Origin of the sequence: Paenacidovorax caeni (assembly GCF_001298675.1) — a bacterium.
In the GTDB taxonomy this organism is placed as follows: domain Bacteria; phylum Pseudomonadota; class Gammaproteobacteria; order Burkholderiales; family Burkholderiaceae_C; genus Paenacidovorax; species Paenacidovorax caeni.
This window is the reverse complement of sequence record NZ_CYIG01000008.1, coordinates 17,829-38,694: the sequence shown is the minus strand read 5'-3', so window position 1 is coordinate 38,694 and position 20,866 is coordinate 17,829. Positions and strand designations below refer to the sequence as shown.

The window sequence follows — 20,866 nt, the reverse complement described above, 5'->3', positions numbered from 1 at the left end:
GAGACCAACTATTGTTGGTAAGTCACCAGTCAGAGCGCTTAGGTGGGGGCTTAGCTTAAACCAATCAGCCTTCACGAAACCCAGGGAGATTCATCATGTCATCTACTGCTGTTAGCATCAATTTCATGATTGTTAGAGTGTCATAAATATTTTTGTAAGAAGGAGAGAGCTGTGTTTTGTATTTATGAAATTTTCAAGAACCGTGAATTTTCTTTTTTTAAAAATACAATAACAAAATCCAAGATCACAACTATAATAATAAATACCTTGTTCATTGGCATTTTTTTCTGCTCATTTAGCGGTATATCTTATGCGAATGAGGAACTTCTTAGATCAAAAAATTGTTTGAGTTGCCACAATGGGACAATAGTTGGTGGACCAACATTTCAATCGATTGGAATGAAGTACCGCTCTATTGCTGCCAGCTCGTTGGAATCTGTGGCCCAGCGCATAACAAATGGCAGTTCAGGGATTTGGGGGCCTACAGGCATGAGTCCACAAAATCATGTCTCAATCGAGGAGGCTAGATTTATAGCTGCTGGATTGCTTGGCTTGCCTAAACCTCAATTGCAAACAGAAAAATCGGTCGAGAAAAATCAATTACACCAACCCAAACCATCCAACACGAGAGTGGATGATGCTGATTTTGTTGGAACGGCAGATGGGTTTGATTTTAAGCCGTCTAGATCTTCATCGGCTGGGCCTAGTGGTTGGATTGTAGAGGCTTTTGGTGGTCCATGCCGTTCGGTGGGGATTGATGGATTTACAGAGCGATTGGAAGGATTTTTTCACGCATTGAAACCGGATTTTATTAATACCTATTTCATTCAATTAAATGCGGTAACGAGTAATGGTTTGTCTGCAAAAATGCAAATATCTTATAATACGAATTATTCTTATGCAACTCGATCTTATAGAGATCAGTTGAATTTCAATATAAAAAACAGAGCTCCTGCATCGAGTGTGGAGGCAGCTCGCGACAACTACAAGAAGGCTGAATGCGTTGAAATGAATCATATCCAATATGTACATGCATTCCAAAACTGGGCGCGAACCAACGAAAAAGCGATCAGGCGCCATATTGGGAAATAAGACGCCCCGGTGATATACTCATCTGGGGCAGGAATTTTTACGCGATCGCTTGTGCGGAAGCTACTACCAGCAGGCACTCCTGCAGCGCCCTCCGTCTTCGTGGCTCAGCACCTATTGGTGGAATGCATTCTTTTACTGCAGACGGCGGCTCTTGGCCGATCGCTGAGATTCTTGGCGACTTAATTCGCCCCTGACGAAAGAAGCTGCTTGCTTTCGCCGGCACGGGTATGGACTTGGCATCCAATCAAAAGAGCGCAACCTTGGTGCTGAATCTATCTCGGGCGTGAGAAGAACAGGCATTTCAGGTTTAAGGGGTGTGATCTCGGCATCGCGCTACATAGCGCAGGACACCCTCAGCAATTCTCGCCGCCTGGTGGGTGGGGCGGTGCGTGCGCACTCTAGCGAGGCGAAGAAAGCCTGCACTGGATTTGTTTGGTGTGGTGTGGGGTTATGCGATCGGCTTGCTCAGCACGCGCAGGAAGCCCTGGCCCTTGAGAAAGTTGCGGTAGCTGTTGACCGCGACAGCCTCTGCCTCTTTCGCTACTTCGTCGCCGGCGGCCACCACCTGGCCTGCCTCATCAATGATCGCCAGGCGGGCTGGCTTGCCGTTGACAAGAATGCTCAGGCCTTCGTGGGAGACAGCGCTGATGATGCCGGAGATGGCCGCATGTGGGAGGTCGCCAATCATGTTGTGGTCCCTTCACGCGGTCAGCAGGCCGACGCTTTTTGCAGACGTGCGCACCACGGTGCCACCGGCGGATTGGGTGACCGCCACCAGCTCGCCTTCCTTGTGCGGGTTGGCCACCAACGTGGGCTTGATGCCCTGCTGCTCCATAGCCTTGCCGATGAGCTTGCGCAGGGGCTTGTCGGTGGGGCTGTCGTTCTTGTCATCCAGGCGCAGGTAGCCCTTGACCTCGCTGCTAAAGGCATTGGGCATGAGGGCCTTGCCCGCCTGCCACCCGGTGCACTGCCGCCGAATGGCATCGCGCACGCGCTTGCTCTTGGTGTCGCTCTCCTCGTGGGCGCGGATCATCACCAGCAGGCTGTAGACCAGATCCATGGGGTTGGCCTTCAGGCGCTCCCGGCTATAGACCTTGTTGTCGCTGGCGGTCACCACGGTGATGCCGGCATTGATGATGGATGCGAGTTGCGCCTGGGCGAGGATCGGCTCGGCGCGCGATAGCCTGTCCAGACCCTCGACCACCAGAACCGAGCCCTTTGGCACCTGGCCAATCTCCACGGCTGCCAGGAACACGCCCAGTGCACCGCGCTTCACGTGTGTCTGGTGGTATGCCGACAGGCCCTCATCGCGCATGCTCAGCTCGGCATCGAGCTGCAGGCCGTGTTCCTTGGCCCAGGCCTCAGCGTATGCCGTCTGGCGCTCAGTGCTGTAGCCGTCCGCCTGCTTGGCGTCAGAAAACCGCAGGTAGCTGTAAACCCGTTCTCGCATGTGATCGCCTTCCCGATGCACAGTGGAGCGGCGATTCTACTTAGACTGGCTTGAGGCAGATCTCAATCAGGTTCGAAGGGACTCTCTCAGCCGCCGGGCCCGGTTCGGACCCTGGCGACACCCCTAGCGGTCGTGCCACCCGGGAGCGGGGGCACGGCGCGATTGTAGGCGTTTGCCGGGGGACTTGCCGGGCCGGGGCCGGGCTCGCAGGTTTTGCAGGAAAATGGGCTCCAGCGTCCATGGGGCAATCGCTGCATGCTCTCAAAATCAGAGCGAATTGGCCCGCGCAGGCGCCTACGGCCACCGGGGCGGCCTCAGCGCATGAGCTCCTCCACCGGCCCGGGCCTGCCGTACAGGTAGCCCTGGCAGGTGTGGCAGCCGTTGCGGGCCAGGTGCTCGCGCTGCTCCTGGGTTTCCACGCCCTCGGCGATCACGTTCAGCCCCAGGCTGTCGGCCAGCGTCACGATGGTGCGCACGATGGCGGTGGCGCGGGGGTCGGTGACGAGGTTGTGCACGAAGCTCTGGTCAATCTTGAGCTGGCTCAGGGGCAACTGGCGCAGATAGGCCAGCGACGAGTAGCCGGTGCCGAAGTCGTCGAGCGAGAAGCCCACGCCGTGCGCTTTCAAGGCGCTCATCTTGGTGATGGCGTCCTCGGGGTCGTCCAGCAGCAGGCTTTCGGTCAGCTCCAGCTTGAGGCGGTGCGCGGGCGCGCCGGTCTGCTGCAGGGCCTGCAGCACCTGCGCCACGAAGTCGGTCTGGCGCAGTTGCCGGCCGCTGATGTTCACTGCCAGCGTGAGCTGCTCGCGCCCGGGCTCCGTGGCCCAGCGCGCGAGCTGCGTGCAGGCGGTTTGCAGCACCCACTGGCCCAGCGGCAGGATCAGCCCGGTGTCCTCGGCCAGGGGGATGAACGCGGACGGCGAGACCAGGCCACGCCGTGGGTGGCTCCAGCGCACCAGGGCTTCGGCGCCGACGATGCGGCCCTGCGCGTCCACCTGGGGCTGGTAGAACAGGCGCAGTTGGCCTTCCTGCAGGGCGGTGCGCAGGTCCTGCTCCAGGGCCACACGCTGCACCACGGCCGCGTGCATTTCCGGGTCGAAGAAGCGCACGGTGTTGCGCCCCGACTCCTTGGCCTGGTACATCGCCAGGTCGGCGTGCTTCATCAGGTCCTCGGTGCGCGCCTGGTCGTTGGCGAACAGCACCACGCCGATGCTGCAGGTACCGCGCACTTCGTGGCCGTCCAGCGTCACTGGCGCCGCCAGGGCGCACAGCATTTTCTCGGCGACGGTCTCGGCCTCCTGGGCCGCCCGCCATGGTTGCGCGCTCAGGCCCTCGAGCACCACCACGAACTCGTCGCCGCCCAGGCGTGCCACGGTGTCGTCCTCGCGCACCGAGGCCACCAGGCGCCGCCCCATTTCCTGCAGCAGCAGGTCGCCCTGCTCGTGCCCCAGGCTGTCGTTGACCAGCTTGAAGTTGTCCAAGTCGATGAACATCAGCGCGCCCTGGCGCTGCATGCGCTGGCAGCTGCGCAGCGCCTGCTGCAGGCGGTCGAGCAGCAGGCGGCGGTTGGGCAGGCGGGTCAGCGGGTCGTAGTACGCCAGGTGACGGATTTCCTCCTCGGCCGCCTTGCGCTGGGTGATGTCGGTGAGCGTGCTGACGTAGTGCGTGACCTCGCCCGCCTCGGTCTTCACGGCGGTGATGGTCAGCCATTCGGGGAAGATGGCACCGCTCTTGCGCCGGTTCCAGATCTCGCCCGACCAAGCGCCGGTAGTGGTGATCGCTTCCTGCATTGCGGCGTAGAAGTCGGGCCCGTGGCGCCCGGACTTCATCAGCGCCGGGGTCTGGCCGATGGCCTCCTCGGCGCTGTAGCCTGTGATCTCGGTGAACGAGCGGTTCACGCGCAGGATCACGCCGCGCGTGTCGGTGACGAAGATGCCCTCTTGCGACTCGAAGGCAATGGCGGCGATGCGCAGGTTTTCCTGGGCTTGCTGCAGCTCGCTGTGGTAGTTGGCAAACAGGCGGCGCGACCAGCGCGAGAAGCCGAACGAGCCGGCCACGCCCAGCGCCAGCGCACCCAGCACCATCAGCGCCAGCTCCACCCGCTGCTGGATGTTGCCTGCCTCGTGGGCGCGGGTCTCGGCACGCAGTCTGGAGTGGAGTTCGTCGTTGAACATTGACGTGACCAGCACCCAGCCCCAGGGGGCGTAAGTGGTGACCAGCGCGGTCTTGCGGCCCAGGGGCTCACCTTCGCGCGCGCCGGGGCGGGGCCATTCGTATTCGACGAAGCCACCCCCGGCCTGGGCCACGTCACGCAGCTTTTGCAGGGCGCGCTGCTCCAGCTCCGGCATCTGCGCGGGCAGAAGGCCTTCCAGCGCGGGGTTGTTGGGGCTGAGCAGCGAGCGCCCCTCGGCGTCGATCAGGCCGACCGAGCCACTGGCGCCAAAGCGCAGCCCGCGCAGGCGCTGCATGGCCTCACGTTTTTGCAGCGCTTCCCACTCGTACAGGTAGTCGCCCGTGCCGATAAGCCAGTCGTAGGGCGCGAAGTGGCGCACGTAGGCCAGCTTGTCGGCCATCAGCTTGGGCGTGTCCGGGCGGTACCAGCGGTAGCGGAAGAACCCCGTGCCCTGCGGCAGGTAGGCGGCGTTGATGAGCCCGCGCATGATGTAGTTGCCCGTGTCGTCGCGGTTGTCGATGCCCGCGCGCCCCTCGTACTGCGGTGCGGTGGGCAGCAGCACGAAGCGGCCTTGCATGTCGTCGATGAAAAAGTAGCCCCGGCCCTCGAAAAAGCGCGCCGGTCGCAGCGCTTCGGTGATGAGTTTTTGCACCTGGGCGGGCGGGCGGTGCGGCGCCTCGCGGTCATAGATGGCCTGGGCGATTTGCATGGCCGCATCCACCTGCTCGACGATGCTGCGGCGCATTACGTCTTCGGTGCGGCGGCGCTGGAACTCCAGATAGCTCACGGCCGACTGCATTTCGGTGGTCAGGCGCTCGTGCTGCTGCTGCGTGATGACCTGCTCGATGCGCGCGAACGCCGTACGCTGCTCGCGCTCGTTGCGCCAGGAGTAAAAAACGGCCATGGCCAGCGTGACCACCAGGAGCAGGCCCACGGTGCCGATCAGGTGCAGCCGGGGCATGGTGGTTTCATTGGCGGAAAGATGCATCCGGAAGGTTTCAAAATGTTATGGTTGAATTTTAGATCGTGAGCACGTTCTTTCCGGGCTTTGCAGGCCGCCTCGCGGCCTGGAGGAGGTGACATGGCGGATGTGGCACGGGCCTGGATGCAGCGGGTGGCGCTGGCGCTGGCCTTGTGCGGGCTGCTGGCCTGGCTGCCCGCGTGGGATGCGCTGGCGCGGCTGGAGCACGATCTGCTTGCGGCCTACGGCGCCGGGCCGCCGCCCGCCGTGGGCGTGCTGGTGGTGGGCATCGACGAGCCCTCGCTGGCGCAACTGGCGCTGGCGCCGCCGCTGCCGCGCGCCCTGCATGCGCGCCTGATCGGCAGCCTGCGCCAGGGCGGTGCGGCGGCGCTGGGCATGGATCTGCTCTTCACCCAGCCCGCGCCGGATGCGCGCGACGACGCGGCGCTGGCCCAGGCCCTGGCCGGCCCGCTGCCCGTGGTGCTGGCGGCCGCCGAGGTGCCGGTGCCCAGCTCGCAGGTGCAGGACTACCGCCAGCGCCTGGCCCCGGTCTTTGCCGGCGCGCGCCAGGGCCTGGTGCAGATCGACGCCGACGAAGACGGCGTGGTGCGCCGTGCCCCCGCCGCGCCGCAGGCCCTCTGGCGCGCCGTGGCCGACGCGGCGGGCCGCCCCTACACCGCGCCGCCGCCCGGCGCGCTGCTGCGCCCCTACGCGCCCGAGCAGCCCTTGCCCTACGCCCACTACACCCAGGCGCTGGACGCCGCGCGGCAACTGCCCCCCGGCGCGCTGCGCGGCCGGCTGGTGCTGCTGGGCCAGCACACCCCCGTGGGCGGGCAGGACCAGCACGCCACCGCGCTGCGCCTGCTGGGCACGGGCACGCAGTCCGGCGTGTTCCTGCACGCCACGGCCCTCATCAACGCGCTGGCGGGCGACTGGGTGCGGCCCGTGGCGCCCTGGGTGCCCTGGGCGCAGGCGGCGCTGGCCGTGGCCCTGGCGGCGTGGGGGCTGCGGCGCTGGCATGGCAGCCGGGCGCTGGCCGTGAGCGCCGCGCTGGGCGCCCTGGCCGTGGCTGCCAGCGCGGGCAGCCATCTGGCGGGCTGGTGGTGGCCCGCGCTGCCCACGCTGGCCGCGCTGGCCCTGCACCTGAACGTGGGCGCGGCGCAGGCCTACTGGCGCGAGCGCGCGCGGCGCGAACGGCTGCGGCGCGACTTCGGCCGCTACGTGCCCCGCGCCGTGGCCGACGCGCTGGCGCGCGCGGATGTCGCGCCGTCCACCCGGGGCGAGCGGCGCGAGCTGTCGCTGCTGTTCGCCGACCTGGCCGGCTTCACCCGCGCCAGCGAGCACATGCCGCCCGAGGCCGTGGCCCAGGCGCTGAACCGCTACTTCAGCGCCATGGCGCGCACCGTCCATGCGCACGGCGGCACGCTGGACAAGTTCATCGGCGACGCCGTCATGGCCTTCTGGAACGCGCCGCTGCCCCAGCCCGGCCATGCCGCGCAGGCCCTGGCCTGTGCCCAGGCCATGCAGCAGGCCATGGGCGGGCTGCACCAGGCCTGGCAGGGCACGCCCTTCGCCGCCACGCACCTGCGCATCGGCCTGCACAGCGGCGTGGCCGCCGTGGGCCACCTGGGCTCGGCCGAGCGCTTCACCTACACGGCAGTGGGCGACGCGGTCAACACCGCCGCGCGGCTCGAAGGCGCGAACAAGGCCTTCGGCACGCGCGTGCTGCTGTCCGGGGCGCTGCACGCGCGCGTGCCCGGCGCCGCCTGCCTGTGGCTCGACAGCGTGGTGCTGGCCGGGCGCGGCGCGGGGCTGGATGTTTTCACGCCCTGTGCCGATACTGCGGCCGTGCAGGCCGCCATGGCCCTGCGCGCGTGCGTGCAGGCGGGCGACTGGGCCGGCGCGCTGGCCTGCTGGGCCGCGCTGCCGCAGCACGCCGAGGCCGTGGGCGCGGGCTGGCCGGCCCACCGCCTGGGCCTGGGCGAGCGCCTGCGGGCCCTGGCGGCGCAGGGCGCGCCGCCCGTGGCCTTTGCCCGGCCCTTGGAGAAATGAAAGGAGACAGCGTATGCGCCAGCATCTTCTGGGGTTCGCCCCATGGCTTCTGACCCTATCCAATGCGTTCGCCCAGGGCGGCGGCTGCCAGGCGCCGCCCGGGGCCGACGGCGCAGCCGCCGAGATCGTTGCCCTGAGTGGCCAGGGCCAGGCGCGCGCCGACGGCGCCGCGCCCTGGGCCGCCGCCGCGCTGGCGCAGCGCCTGCCGCCGGGGGGCGAAGTGCGCACCCTGGCGCTGTCCTCCGCCGCCTTGCTGCTGGCCGACCGCACTCAGATCCGCTTGGCCGCGCAGGCCCAGGTGCGGCTGTGCGACGCGCGCCCGGCGCAGACCCGGCTGGAGCTGGCCGTGGGCCGCCTGTGGGCGCGCGCCAAGGGCCAGGGCGTGAACGTGGAGCTGCGCACCCCGGCGGTGCTGGCGGCGGTGCGCGGCACCGATTGGGACGTGGAGGTCGATGCCCAGGGGCGCACCACGCTCACCGTGCTGTCCGGGCGCATCGACGTGTCCAACGCCCAGGGCGCGGTGGTGCTCGGGCCGGCCGAGCAGGCCGTGGCCGAGCCCGGCCAGGCCCCGGTCAAGCGCCTGCTGGTGCGCCCGCGCGAGCGCGTGCAGTGGGTCATGGCGCCCGCGCTCACGCCCCCGGGCTGGCCCGAACTGGCCGACGCCATGGCGCCCGATGCCGCCTGGCGCGCCCTGGCCTTGCAGGCGTTGCGCGCGGGCCGCCTGGCCGCGCTGCGCGAGCAGGTGGACGCGCGCCTGCGCGCTCAGCCCGCCGACCCCCTGGCCCAGCGCCTGCGCGCCGAAACCGAGGTGGCCGAAGGCCAGCTCGACGCTGCGCAGCAGCGCCTGCTGGACGTCTGGCACACGGCGGGCGACACCGCCGCCGCTGCGCGCCGCGCCGCGCTGCTGCTGGCGCTGGAGCAGGGCGATGCGGCGCGCGCCTTCATCGCCCAGGCGCGCGCCCAGGCCCCGCAGGCCGTGGCGTTGCTGCTGGCCGACGCCGACGCCCGCCGCCTCGATGGCGATGCTGACGGCGCCCTGGCCCTGTACCGCCAGGCCGCCGCGCAGGTGCGCGGCGCGCCCGAGGAGGGCGCGGCCCTGGTCGGCCTGGGCCGTGCGCTGCGCGAGCGTGGCGACCTTGCCGCCGCGCGCGCCGCCCTGGCCCGGGCCGTGCAGCGCCAGCCGCACGACGCCGACACCCTGGCCCAGGCCGCCACCGCCGACGCGCAGGCGCTGCGCTTCGCCGCCGCCGCGGAGGGCTTCGGCCAGGCGCTGGCGCAGGCGGGCGACGACTACGTGGCCCTGGCAGGCGCGGGCCTGCTGGCGCTGCAGCACGGCCAGAGCGCGGCCGCGCGCGAACTGCTGCTCAAGGCCCTGGTGATCGAGCCGCGCTACGCCCAGGCCCAGGTGTGGCTGGCCGTGGCCGAATACCGGCTGGGCCAGGCGGGCGCGGCCTTCGACGCCCTGGAGCGCGCGCGCCAGGCCGACCCGCGCGACCCGCTGCCCTGGCAGATCGCCGCGGTGCTGCACAACGACGCGGGCGAGCCCGAGCAGGCCGTGGCCGCCGCGCGCGAGGCCCTGGTGCGCCTGCCCTACCTGAAATCGCTCAACCCCCTGGCGAGCGACAGCCAGGGCTCGGCCAGCCTGGGCAAGGCGCTGGCCGACTTCGGCCTGGAGCACTGGGCGCGCGCCTACGTGCAGCAGTCCTACTACCCGCTGTGGGCGGGCAGCCATTTCTTTCTGGCCAACCGCTACGAGAGCGAATACGCCCGCATGTCCGAGCTGTACCAGGGCTACCTGAGCGACCCCACGGTGTTCGGCGCCAGCGAAAAGCGCCCCGGCGTGTTCCTGACCGAGCTGCACGAGGCCAGCCTGGGCCTGAGCGGCACGCGCGAGGCGCTGCGCAACACCGCCGCCGCCGACGCGGGCCTGCGCGGCTTCAGCGCCGCGCCGCTGCCGCTGGCCTGGCTGCTGCGCGCCGACGGCGTGGCCATGCAGCCGCGCGACGGCCCGCCTGGCAGCCTGTACCGCATGCACGCGCCCCAGGTGCAGCTGGCGCTGGGCGCGCGCCCTACCGACCGCCTGGGCCTGTTCGCGATGGTTACCGAAGGGCGCATGCGCTACCGCTTTCCCTGGGGGCTGGACTTCGGCAACGGCATCACCTTCAGCGACGCCGCGCGCTACGCCACGCGGCGCGGCGATTTCGGCGGCTCCTGGCGCTGGTCGGCCACCGAGCAGACCTGGTTCAAGCTGCACCGCGTCAGCGACGACATCGGCCTGCTGCTCGACGATGCGCAGTGGGGCCCGCAGGCCTACACCTACCGCAGCCAGGAATACGGCCTGTACCTGCGCCACACGGCGCAGACCGGGGCGCTGCGCTGGAGCCTGGGCTGGGAGAGCGTGCGCCGCAGCGCGGGCAGCGAGATCCGCGACGACTTCGTGGCCTCGCCGCGCACCAACCTGGAGCGCTACGACATGCCCTGGGCCGCGCTGGAATGGGCGCACGGCCCATGGAGCCTGCACGCCGCCGCCACCTGGCCGCGCCTGCGCTTCCAGGAGGACAACGCCTACCGCGACAGCCTGACCGGCGAGGACCTGCTGGAGCCCGAAAGCCAGGGCACCCGCCTGGCGCGCCAGCTGCGCCCGCGCCTGGGCGCGAGCTACCGCTGGGGGCCGGGGCGCGCGCTGCACTGGGCCTGGCAGGAGAGCCTGCACGCCCCCGGCACGCACACCCTGGCGCCGGTGGCGACCGGGGCCATCCCCATCGACTACCAGTACCAGTTGCCCGGCAGCCAGGCGCGCAAGCACGCCGTGCAACTGGACTGGGAGCTGGGGCCGCGCAGCTTCATCACGGCCAGCCTGTCGCAGCAGGAAATCCGCAACCCGCGCATGGCCGACGGGCGGCTGTACGGCCAGGCCATGGGCGCGCTGTTCGACTACGTGGGCACGCTGGCGCCCGCGCAGATGTCGGCGCAGACGCAGATCGACCCCTACCAGGGCACGCCGCGCTTCGGCCACGGGCGGCTGCGCCAGGCGGGCGCGGCGCTCAACCAGGTGCTGGCGCCGCGCTGGAGCCTGCTGGCGAGCTACACCTGGGCCGACGCACGCAACCTGGGCGCGGGCTACGAGGGGCTGCGCCTGCCCGGCGTGCCGCGCCATACCGCCGTGCTGGGCAGCACCTGGCGGCACTCGGGGCGCGGCTACACGGTGCTGGGCATGGTGTACCGCGGCGGGCGCTTCGCCGATGAGGCCAACACGCAGGCGCAGGCGCCGGGCTGGACGCTATCGCTGGCCCACGCCCTGGAATCGCCCAGCCGCGAGTGGGCGCTGTACCTGTCGGCGCAGCAGGCGCTGCAGCCCGGCGAAAAGCCCGTGCTGTGGGCGTTGCTGCGCTGGAGGATGGGGGGCACCCCCTGAGTTGCCTTCGGCGCCTTCCCCCTCTCTCGTTCGCGCTGCGCGCTCCGGGAGGGGGACGCAGCCAGCGCGGCGGGGCGGCCCTTGCGCGGCTGCCCTCGCCTGGGGCGCGCCGGTTTCAGGCGCAGCGTTTTTTTTGATAGCTGCTCGCGCAAGCCTGGCAAGGCCTGGAGCCCGAAAAGGCTTGTTTTTTTGCCTGGTTTTAGAGGGATGGGGCCACGCCCAGGCGCTGCTGCAGCCGTTCGCTGCTGGTGGTGTATTCCAGCGGCAGCTTGTGCCCGGCCAGCCATTCGGCGGCGCCGAAAGCGGCGAGCGTGGCCTCATGAAAGCCGCTGGCAATGAGCTTGCGCTTGCCCGGGTAGGTGATGGCGTCGCCCACGGCATGGATGCCGGGCACGCTGGTGGCAAAGGTGGCAGTGTCCACCACGAGCTGCTTGCGTTCGAGTGCCAGACCCCAGTCGGCGATGGGGCCCAGGCGCGGCACCAGGCCCAGGCGCACCAGCAGCAGGTCCAGCGGCAGGTGCAGCGGCTGGCCGTCCGGGGCCGTCAGCGCCAGGGCGGCCAGGCGCCCCGCGGCCTGGGTGATGCCGCTGGGCACACCAATGGCGACGTCGATGCGGCCTGCCGCGCGCAGCGCCTGCAGCTCGGCCAGCAGTGCGGGCGGGGCGTCGAACACGTCGCGGCGGTGCTGCAGCGTCGTGCGTGCGGGGCGCAGTGCCTCGGGCGCGGTAGCGCAGGCAATGGCCTGCTGCACGGCGGCTTCGTCGCCGCCATGCACCACCACCCGTTGCCCGGCCAGGCAGGCGTTGTCGTCCAGGCGGTAGCGCAATTGGCTGCCCTCGAAGGCCTCCAGCCCTGGCAGCTTGAGCGTGCGTGGCACAAACGCACCCACGCCCGTGGCAAGGAAGACGGCGCGTGCGTGCCATGTGCCGCCTTGCGCCGTGCTGGCGTGAAAGCCGCCCTCGGGCAGCGCCTGCAGGGCATTGACTTGCTGGCCGAGGTGAAAGACGGGGGCAAAAGGCGTGGTCTGCGCATGCAGGCGCTGCACCAGCTCGTGGCCGGTGCAGGCGGGCAGGGCAGGGATGTCGTAGATCGGCTTGTCGCCGTACAGCGCGACGCACTGGCCGCCCAGGTGGGGCAGCGCGTCGATCACATGGGCCTGCAGCCCCTGCAGGCCGAGCTGGAATACCTGGAACAGGCCCACCGGCCCGGCGCCGATGACCAGGGCGTCGGTGCTGTGCATGCCTGGCGGTATCAGCGGATCAGATCCTTCACCTTGCCGGGCTGGCCGTTCCACTCGTCGGCGTCGGGCAGGGCGGCCTTGCGCTTGGTGATGGGCTTCCAGCCGGGGGCGTTGGTCAGGTCAGCGTTGATCTTGATGAAGGCGAGCTCGGCGGAGGGCAGGTCCTCCTCGGCAAAGATGGCGTTGGCCGGGCACTCGGGCACACAGACGGCGCAGTCAATGCACTCGTCCGGGTTGATGACCAGCATGTTCGGGCCCTCGACGAAGCAGTCAACGGGGCATACGTCCACGCAATCGGTGTATTTGCACTTGATGCAGTTTTCGGAAACGACGTGGGTCATGGTGTGGTTGGAATCAGGGGGTAACCCTCAATTTTAGGCGGTTCCACGGGGGCGGGCCGCAGCCGGCCCCGTGGCGGTAAGGGCTTCGTTGACCGGCGTCAGTTCACCAGGATGGCACCCGCCGTGCGGTGGCTGGCGGTATCGACCAGGATCAGCGAGCCCAGCAGGCGTGCCTGGGCGAAGGGTGCTGCGGGCAGGGGCTCTTGCAGCAGCAGCTCGACGTGGCCGATGGCATTGGGCTCCAGCTGCTGCGCTTCTTCTTCCGCCAGGGTGTGGATGTTCAGGCGATGCACCACGCGGCGCACCTTGGCCTTCACCCAGCGGTGGCCGTGCAGCGCCCAGTACACGCGCCCTGCCACCAGGGGTTCGTCGTCCATCCAGGCGACGGTGGCGCGCAACTCGCGCTGGCCGGGCCAGGCGGGCACGGCGGCAGGCGTGTCAAAGTCGTCCTCGGCGGGGGTGGCGGGCACAGGCGCAGCCACGATCCAGTCGCCGCGCGAGACATCGACCTCGCGGTCGAGGATGACCCCGGCACTTTTGCCTGCACCCACGTCGGTGGGGCGGCGCGCGTGGTCCAGCACCTGCGCCACCGTGGCCAGCTGGCCGCTGGGGAAGATTTGCACGGGCGTGCCGGGTTGCACCTGGCCCGCACCCACGCGGCCCCAGAACACGCGCCGACCCTGCGAGGTGTCCGACGACGACGAGAATTTTTCGACCCACTGCACCGGAAAGGCCAGCGGCAGGGCGGTATCGGGCGGGGTGTTGGGCAGCAGCTCCAGAATCTGCAGCAGGCTGGGGCCTTCGTAGCCGCACCAGTGGGGCTGGGCATCCACCACGTTCCAGCCCTTGAGCGCCGAGACGGGCACCACGCCCGCCACGGCAATGCCCGCGTGCTGGGCGAATTGCTCCAGCGCGGCGCGAATGTGGCGGTAGGCCAGTTGCGGGTCGGCCACGGCGTCGAGCTTGTTGACAGCAAACACCAGCGAATGCACGCGCAGCAGGTGTACCAGCAGGCTGTGGCGGCGCGTTTGCGGCAGCAGCGTCAGCTGCGGGTTTTGCCAGTCGAGCTTGGTGGCATCCACCAGCACCACGGCGGCGTCGGCCTGCGAAGCGGCGGTGACCATGTTGCGCGTGTACTGCTCGTGGCCGGGCGCATCACCAATGATGAACTTGCGCGTTTCGGTGGCGAAGTAGCGGTAGGCCACGTCGATGGTGATGCCTTGCTCGCGCTCGGCCGAGAGGCCGTCAGTGAGCAGCGCCAGGTCGGTTTCACCGCCGCGCTGCACGCCCGCCAGGTGGTCTTGCAGCACGGCGCGGCTGTCGACCAGCAGGCGGCCAATCAGCGTGCTTTTGCCATCGTCCACGCTGCCGCAGGTGATGAAGCGCAGGGCGGAAATATGGTCATTTTGGCCTTCAGCGCTTGCTGGTTGAGCGCTGGCAGCTATGGAATTGAGAGTGGTGGTCATCAGAAATACCCGTCCTTCTTGCGCTTTTCCATCGAGGCGTCGCTGGTCTTGTCGTCCATGCGGGTGGCGCCGCGTTCGCTGACCTCGGCGGCCAGCGTTTCAATCACGACCTCGCCGGCCGTGGCGGCGGGGCTTTCGACTGGGCAGGTGCAGGTGATGTCGCCCACGGTGCGAAAGCGCACGGTGCGCGTTTGCACGGTCTCGCCGTCTTTGGGCGGCGTCAGCGGCGTGACGGGCACCAGCAGGCCTTTGCGCTCGACGATCTGGCGCTGGTGGGCGTAGTACAGCGAGGGCAGGGCGATGTGCTCGCGCTCGATGTACTGCCACACGTCCAGCTCGGTCCAGTTGCTGATGGGGAACACGCGAAAGTGCTCGCCCGGGGCCAGCCGGGTGTTGAACAGCGTCCACAGCTCGGGGCGCTGGGCCTTGGGCTGCCATTGGCCAAAGCTGTCGCGGTGGCTGAAGATGCGCTCTTTGGCGCGGGCCTTTTCCTCGTCGCGGCGTGCACCGCCAATCAGGGCATCAAAGCGGAACTCTTCAATGGCTTCGAGCAGCGTGACCGACTGGTGCACGTTGCGGCTTTCGCCAGGGTGCGCCAAGCGCACGGTGCCGCGCGCCATCGAGTCTTCGACGCTGCGCACGATCAGCTCGGCGCCGAGTTCCTTGGCGCGAAAGTCGCGGAAGTCGGTGACTTCAGGGAAGTTGTGGCCGGTGTCGATCATCAACAGCGGGTAGGGGATGCGGCCAATGCCAAAGGCTTTTTCGGCGCACTTGAGCATCACCAGCGAGTCTTTGCCGCCCGAAAACAGCAGGGCGGGGCGCTCAAAGGCGGCGGCCACTTCGCGCAGGATGAAGATGGTTTCTTCTTCCAGCGCATCGAGGTGGCGGTTGCTGAGCTGGTTCAGCACTTGGGGGTCAACACGGGCGTTCATGGTTTTTCCAGTCAAATCGGGCTCTAGGGCTTATGCAGCAAGCGCGAGTAGCTATTGTTTTGATAGAGCGCAGGCCTCAGTGTGCCAGATGCAGGCCGCATTCGCGCTGGTCTTCGCCCTTGGTGGGGTCCACGTAGTCGAAGTTGTTGGGCAGGCCGTGCTGCACGCAGTATTCGTGCAGCTGCTTGGACGACCAATGCAGCAGCGGCGCCACTTTGATCAGCCCGTCGGGGTTGATGCTGACGGGCTCCATTTGCGCGCGCACGGCGCTGTCGGTGGCGCGCAGCGCCGTGAACCACACCTGCGGCGCGGTTTCGCGCAGCGCCCGGGCAAAGGGTTCGAGCTTGACTTCCTGCGTGAAGGCGGCGTGGCGTGGGTCATCCAGCGCCGGAGTGGGGCCGTCCACCGCCTCGCGGTGCGCGCGTGAGCGCAGCGGCAGGTAGATTTTCAGGTTCAGGCCCAGCTGCTTGGTCACTTCGTCGGCGTAGCGGTAGGTGGCTTCGGTGTTGTAGCCGTTGTCCATCCACACCACCGGCACATCGGGCTGCACCTGCGTGACGAGGTGCAAGATCACGGCCTCAAACGGGCGAAAGTTGGTGGTGACGATGGCGCGCTGGCCCAGGCCTAGCGCCCAGCGCGTGAGCGCCTGCGCGTCGTGGCCCATCTCGGCGTTGATGCGGGCGAGGTCGAGCGGGCTCATCATGCGCCCTCCCGGGCAAACAGCGGGCGCGGCTGCAGCGCATCGCCCTGGTAGAAGGCGCTGTAGCGCGCGAACTGGCGCTCGGCCACCTCGGGGTTCTGGCCTTCGGCCAGTACGGCGCTGGTAAAGCCGCTGCGGTGCATTTGCACCAGCTGGTCGATCAGCACGTCACCCGTGGCGCGGATGTCGCCGGCAAAGCCGTAGCGGCGGCGCAGCAGCACGGCCTGGCTGAAGGCGCGGCCATCGGTGAACTTTGGGAAGTTCAACTCGACGCGCGCCACGCCCTGCAAGGCGCCGCTGGCGGCAATGTCGGCCAGTTCGGCATCGTTGGCGATTTGAAGCACTTTTTCGGTCTCAGCGCCCGTGGGGACTGCGCTGGAAGCTATTATTTTCATAGTCATTGGGTTCGTCAGGGGCTTTACGGTGTCCACGCTCATTCGGCAACGGCCTCTTCGGCCTGGCGGGGGTGGCGTGCGGCATTGGCGGCGGCCTTGAACGGGTCGTGCCCCACACGGCGCAGCGTGTCGATGAAGAGCTCGCCGCCCTTGCGCTGGGCGCGGTAGGTGTCCAGGATGGCCTCGATCACGTCGGGCACCTCGGCGGCAGAGAACGACGGGCCAACCACCTTGCCCGCCAGGGCCGGGCCGGACAGGCGCGTGCCGTCGGAGCCGCCCAGCGTGATCTGGTACCACTCCTTGCCGTCCTTGTCGACGCCGAGGATGCCGATGTGCCCGCTGTGGTGGTGGCCGCAGGAGTTGATGCAGCCGCTCATGTGCAGGTCGATCGGGCCGAGGTCGAACACCTCGTCCAGGTCCTGGTAGCGCTCGGTAATGGCGGCGGCAATCGGCAGCGAGCGCGCATTGGCCAGCGCGCAGAAGTCGCCACCGGGGCAGGCGATCATGTCGGTGAGCAGGCCGATGTTGGGCTGCGCCAGGCCGAGCTTGCGCGCGGCCTCGTACAGCGCGGGCAGGTCGCTTTCGAACACCCAGGGCAGCATCAGGTTCTGCTCGTGCGTCAGGCGCGCCTCGGAGGCCGAGAACTGCTCGGCCAGCTGCGCCAGCGCGTCGATGGTGTCGGCGTCGGCGTCGCCGGGCGCGAAGCCCACGCGCTTGAACGACAGCGTGACGGCGCGCATGCCCGGCAGGCGGTGGCCGCGCACGTTCTGCTGCAGCCAGCGCTGGTAGAGCTGGCCGCTGGTGTTGACGCTCGACGGCAGGTTGGCGGGCTTGAGCGCGGGCACCACGAAGTTGGCGGCCACGCGGTCGAGCTCGGCCTGGGTGATGGTGTGCGGCGCGCCGTCCTGCGCGACGATGGCTTGGTATTCGGCCTCCACCGCGTCGATGAACTTCTGGCCTTCGGCCTTGACCAGGATCTTGATGCGCGCCTTCCACTTGTTGTCGCGGCGGCCGTAGCCGTTGTAGACGCGGATCACGGCCTCGATGTAGTTGAGCAGCTGGTGCCAGGGCAGGAACTCGCGCACCACGGTGCCGATGACGGGCGTGCGGCCCATGCCGCCGCCGACCTTGACGGTGAAGCCCGTCTCGCCCGCCTCGTTGCGCAGCGCCTGCAGGCCGATGTCGTACCAGCCCGTGGCGGCGCGGTCCTCGGCGGCGCCGTTGAAGGAGATCTTGAACTTGCGCGGCAGGAAGGCGAACTCGGGGTGCAGCGTGCTCCACTGGCGCAGGATTTCGCTGAACGGACGGGCATCGACGATGCCGTCCTCGGCGATGCCTTCGTAAGCCTCGCAGTTGATGTTGCGGATGGTGTTGCCGCTGGTCTGGATGCCGTGCATGTGCACGCTGGCCAGCAGGTCCATCACGTCAGCGGCCTTGGTGATGGGAATCCAGTTGAACTGCACGTTGGTGCGCGTGGTGAAGTGGCCGTAGCCGTACTTCAGCGGCGCGGCGGCCAGCGTCAGGCCGGGCTGGGCGGCCTGCAGTGCGTCTTGCGTGGCCTGGGCGTGCGCCAGCAGCTCGGGCGTGGGCTTGTCGTACTCGCGTGCGATGTGTGCCAGCATGCGCAACTGGGTGCTGCTGATCTCCCCGTAGGGCACGGCAATGCGCGCCATGGGCGCGTAGCGCTGGATGTACCAGCCGTTTTGCAGGCGCAGCGGCAGCATCTGCTCGTCGGTCAGCTCGCCGCGCTGCCAGCGCTCGAGCTGGTCGCGGAACTGCTGGGCGCGCAGGTGGACGAATTGGCGGTCGAATTCTGTGTATTGGTACATGGTGGGGTCAGAGCAAAACCAGTTTGGCGCCAGCCCAGGCGAGCAGCGCGGAGAGAATGGAACGGATCAGCCGCTCGGGCGTGTGCGAGACCAGGCGCGAGCCCAGCCAGATGCCCGGCAGCGAGCCCGTGAGCAGCAGGCCCAGCAGCGGCCAGTCCACCGAGCCGAGCGAGGCATGGCCCAGGCCCGCCACCAGCGTGAGCGGCACGGCGTAGGCGATGTCGGCGGCGATGATGCGCGGCAGCGGCAGGTGCGGGAACACCAGCAGCAGCACCGACACACCGATGGCCCCGGCGCCCACCGAGGTAAAGGTCACCAGCAGGCCAATGACCGCCCCCAGCAGCACCGGCAGGCTCCAGTGGCGCGGCTGCGTGGCGTCGGCGGCGCGGCTGCTGCGTGTGGCGGCAGCGGCGGCAGCGCGCTCGGGCGAAAAAACCAGGGCCTTGTACAGCGTGGCCGCCGCTGTCAGCAGCAGCGCCGCGCCCAGCGTCGTTGTCATCACGCGCTGCGCCTGGGCACTGTCGGGCCCGAGATGGCGCAGCGCCCACAGGCCCAGCAGCGCGGCCGGAATGCTGCCGGCGCACAGCAGGCCCACCACACGCCACGGCACCAGGCGCTGGCGCGCCAGGCTCACGGTGCCGCCCATCTTGGTGAATGCGGCGAACAGCAAGTCGGTGCCGATGGCCAGGTGCGGCTTGATGCCGAAGAAAAAAATGAGCGCTGGCGTCATCAACGAGCCGCCGCCCACGCCGGTCAGGCCGACGATCAGGCCCACACCAAAGCCCGCAAGGATGAACGCGAAATCATGCATGGACGCGAATGTAGAAGTTTCTTATATCAAAACAAACTACTTTTTAGTCTTGCATATATTCAAATTACCTTATAAGGAAAACGAGGATAGGCCTGCCCTCACGCGCGCAGCCGTTGCGCAGCCAGCGCCTGTGCCACTTTGGCCTCCAGCGGCAGGGGCTCGGCGTGCAACTGCGCCGCCAGCAGTTCGCCGCACAGCAGGGCGTTGGTCAACCCCCGCGCGCCCAGCGCGGTGCTGATGCACAGGCCGGGCAGCGCTTGCGGGTCGATGGGGCCGACCACGGGGCGGCGGTCGGGCGCGGCGCAGCGCACGGCGGACCAGTCGTGCACCATGCCAGGGGCCTGAAAGCGTTGGGCCATCGGCTCCCGCAAGCCCGGCAGCAGGCCGCGCAGGCGCTCCAGGTTGTAGGCGTGGCCAGCAGCCAGTTCGTCGGCCGTCTTGGGCAGCGTGGTCTGGCCGCGCTCGAAGGTCGAACCCAGCACCCAGATGGGGCCGTCCGCATCGGGCGCGCGCGGCACCAGGTTGCCGTGGCCGTTCACGGGGAAGGGGGGCAGGGCGGGCGCGTCGCTGCAGCGGCCCCAGCTCACCTGTCCGCGCAGCGGGCGCAGCGATGCGGCAGGCCAGTAATCGGCGCATAGGTTGATGCTGCCCGCACCGGTAGCGATGACGACCAGCGGCGCCTCGGCCAGCAGCGTGCCCTGCGCATTGAACAGCTGCCATGCGCCATCGTGGGCGCGTGTGATGCGCGCCACCGCTGCACCGCCGTGCCAGGTGATGCCGGGCTGCGCCAGCAGTGCCGCGATCAGTCGCGCGGGCCGTATCCAGCCGCCGCGGGTGTGCCAGTGGCCCACCGCGTCGGCGGGCAGGCCTGCGGCGGCCAGTTGCGCCGCGTCGGCATAGCGGCTCCATTCGCTTCCTGGGTGGGTGGCCTCTTCGCTCCAGGCAGCTGGCAGGCCGCGCTTGCCGTCCACGCAGTGCTCCAGCACACCGCTGGGGGCCCAGTCCACGCCTTCGGCCAGCAGATCCTGCGCCGTCTGGCGTGTCAGGCGCAGGCCGGCGCGGCTCAGGCGCGATTGCGGGGCGTCGTCCGGCGAGACGTGCAGGCCGAACACCCCGGCCGGCAGGCCCGAGGCCCCGGCCGCGGGCACCGCCCCCTGGTCCAGCACCTGGACCTGCCAGCCACGCCGCGCCAGGCTGGCTGCGGCCCCCGCGCCCGCCAGGCCTGCACCGATGACGACGCAGCGTGAGGGCGCGCTGAAAAGTGACGTGGGAGCGTCAGCAGCGCCCCGGGGCTGCCAGGGCGGGTCGAAGGTGGCCTGCAGGTTGTCGCGCTTGGGCGGCACGCCGGGCACCTTGCGCACGTCGAAGCCGCACTGCGCCAGTCCAGCGCGCACGGCGCTGGCCACGCTCCAGGTGGCCAGGCGTGTGCCACGGCGGCAGCAGCGCGCCACGGCCTTGAGCAGGCCCTCGCTCCACATTTCGGGGTTGCACTGCGGGCTGAAGCCGTCCAGGTACACCGTATCGGCCACGGGCTGCTGCTGGCGCAGCATGGTCTGGGCATCGCCAATGTAGAGCGTGAGCAGCACCTGCCCGCCTTCGAACGCGAGGCGGTGCACCCCCGGCAGCAGGCCCCAGAACTGGGCGGCCAGTTGCTGGGCCAGCGGCAGCAGTTCTGGCGCCTGCGGCGCGGCGCGCAGCAGGTCGGCAGCGGCCACGGGCCAGGCCTCGCACGACACGAAATGCAGCACGCGCGGGCGCGCCGGGTCGGCGCGCCAGGCGGCCCAGGTCACGAGGAAGTTCAGCCCCAGGCCAAAGCCGGTTTCCAGAATGCGCCACTGCGCCTGTCCGGCCCAGGCGGCGGGCAGGCCGCAGCCGCCGAGAAAGGCGTCACGCGCCTGGTCTACGCCGTGGTTGGCGCTGCTGTGGTAACGGTCGCCGAAGCGCGGGCTGAAGGGGGCTCCATCGGGGAGCCAGTCGATGGGTTCGGGCATGGGGTGCGATTGTCCTCGCAC

The 20,866-nt window shown here is 68.6% G+C and carries 14 protein-coding genes and 1 pseudogene; 3 read left to right on the top strand and 12 right to left on the bottom strand.

Annotated features, from left to right (window positions below; all coding sequences use genetic code 11):
- The first annotated feature begins 171 nt into the window (after nt 1–171).
- Nucleotides 172–1,092, top strand: a complete 921-nt coding sequence (locus tag BN2503_RS19930; RefSeq protein ID WP_139235387.1) for a c-type cytochrome — start codon at nt 172–174, stop codon at nt 1,090–1,092.
- Between the two features lie 448 nt (nt 1,093–1,540).
- Here the strand turns inward: BN2503_RS19930 and BN2503_RS05540 are convergent, their stop codons facing one another.
- The 3 genes and pseudogenes from BN2503_RS05540 to BN2503_RS05530 all read right to left on the bottom strand — a co-directional run bounded on the left by BN2503_RS05540 (nt 1,541) and on the right by BN2503_RS05530 (nt 5,673).
- Nucleotides 1,541–1,780, bottom strand: coding sequence for a hypothetical protein (locus BN2503_RS05540; protein WP_054255657.1), 240 nt, complete (start codon nt 1,778–1,780; stop codon nt 1,541–1,543).
- A 258-nt stretch (nt 1,781–2,038) separates the two neighbouring features.
- Nucleotides 2,039–2,542, bottom strand: a pseudogene (locus BN2503_RS05535) (recombinase family protein); the annotation flags it as partial.
- Between the two features lie 314 nt (nt 2,543–2,856).
- The gene (locus BN2503_RS05530) at nt 2,857–5,673 is read right to left on the bottom strand and encodes a bifunctional diguanylate cyclase/phosphodiesterase (protein ID WP_199445242.1); all 2,817 of its coding nucleotides are present in this window, start codon (nt 5,671–5,673) and stop codon (nt 2,857–2,859) included.
- A 120-nt stretch (nt 5,674–5,793) separates the two neighbouring features.
- Between BN2503_RS05530 and BN2503_RS05525 the strand changes: the two genes are divergently transcribed.
- Together BN2503_RS05525 and BN2503_RS05520 are read left to right on the top strand one after the other, a co-directional pair.
- Entirely contained in the window at nt 5,794–7,725 is a 1,932-nt protein-coding gene (locus BN2503_RS05525) for an adenylate/guanylate cyclase domain-containing protein (RefSeq protein WP_054255654.1), read from the top strand.
- Nucleotides 7,726–7,738: 13 nt separating this feature from the next.
- The gene (locus tag BN2503_RS05520; protein WP_054255653.1) at nt 7,739–11,140 is read left to right on the top strand and encodes a TonB-dependent receptor domain-containing protein; all 3,402 of its coding nucleotides are present in this window, start codon (nt 7,739–7,741) and stop codon (nt 11,138–11,140) included.
- A 199-nt stretch (nt 11,141–11,339) separates the two neighbouring features.
- Here the strand turns inward: BN2503_RS05520 and BN2503_RS05515 are convergent, their stop codons facing one another.
- The 9 genes from BN2503_RS05515 to mnmC all read right to left on the bottom strand — a co-directional run bounded on the left by BN2503_RS05515 (nt 11,340) and on the right by mnmC (nt 20,845).
- Nucleotides 11,340–12,380 (bottom strand): NAD(P)/FAD-dependent oxidoreductase, encoded by a 1,041-nt coding sequence (locus BN2503_RS05515; protein ID WP_054255652.1) that lies wholly within the window; start codon nt 12,378–12,380, stop codon nt 11,340–11,342.
- Nucleotides 12,381–12,391: 11 nt separating this feature from the next.
- Nucleotides 12,392–12,721, bottom strand: coding sequence for a ferredoxin FdxA (gene fdxA / locus BN2503_RS05510; RefSeq protein ID WP_054255651.1), 330 nt, complete (start codon nt 12,719–12,721; stop codon nt 12,392–12,394).
- 98 nt (nt 12,722–12,819) lie between these two features.
- Nucleotides 12,820–14,187 carry a sulfate adenylyltransferase subunit 1 gene (locus BN2503_RS05505; protein WP_054255650.1) on the bottom strand — a complete coding sequence of 456 codons (1,368 nt, stop codon included), beginning with the start codon at nt 14,185–14,187 and terminating at the stop codon, nt 12,820–12,822.
- Entirely contained in the window at nt 14,187–15,119 is a 933-nt protein-coding gene (cysD, locus tag BN2503_RS05500) for a sulfate adenylyltransferase subunit CysD (protein ID WP_054255649.1), read from the bottom strand. Before cysD ends, BN2503_RS05505 begins: the two co-directional genes overlap by 1 nt.
- Nucleotides 15,120–15,195: 76 nt before the next feature.
- Nucleotides 15,196–15,819, bottom strand: coding sequence for a phosphoadenosine phosphosulfate reductase domain-containing protein (locus BN2503_RS05495; RefSeq protein WP_054255648.1), 624 nt, complete (start codon nt 15,817–15,819; stop codon nt 15,196–15,198).
- Nucleotides 15,819–16,214, bottom strand: coding sequence for a DUF934 domain-containing protein (locus tag BN2503_RS05490; protein ID WP_054255647.1), 396 nt, complete (start codon nt 16,212–16,214; stop codon nt 15,819–15,821). Before BN2503_RS05490 ends, BN2503_RS05495 begins: the two co-directional genes overlap by 1 nt.
- Before the next feature lie 38 nt (nt 16,215–16,252).
- A complete protein-coding gene (locus tag BN2503_RS05485) occupies nt 16,253–18,043 on the bottom strand; it encodes a nitrite/sulfite reductase (protein ID WP_054255646.1) in 1,791 nt (596 codons plus the stop codon).
- Nucleotides 18,044–18,050: 7 nt separating this feature from the next.
- Nucleotides 18,051–18,854 (bottom strand): sulfite exporter TauE/SafE family protein, encoded by an 804-nt coding sequence (locus BN2503_RS05480; RefSeq protein WP_054255645.1) that lies wholly within the window; start codon nt 18,852–18,854, stop codon nt 18,051–18,053.
- A 98-nt stretch (nt 18,855–18,952) separates the two neighbouring features.
- Nucleotides 18,953–20,845, bottom strand: coding sequence for a bifunctional tRNA (5-methylaminomethyl-2-thiouridine)(34)-methyltransferase MnmC2/FAD-dependent 5-carboxymethylaminomethyl-2-thiouridine(34) oxidoreductase MnmC1 (gene mnmC, locus BN2503_RS05475; RefSeq protein WP_054255644.1), 1,893 nt, complete (start codon nt 20,843–20,845; stop codon nt 18,953–18,955).
- Nucleotides 20,846–20,866 lie beyond the last annotated feature (21 nt).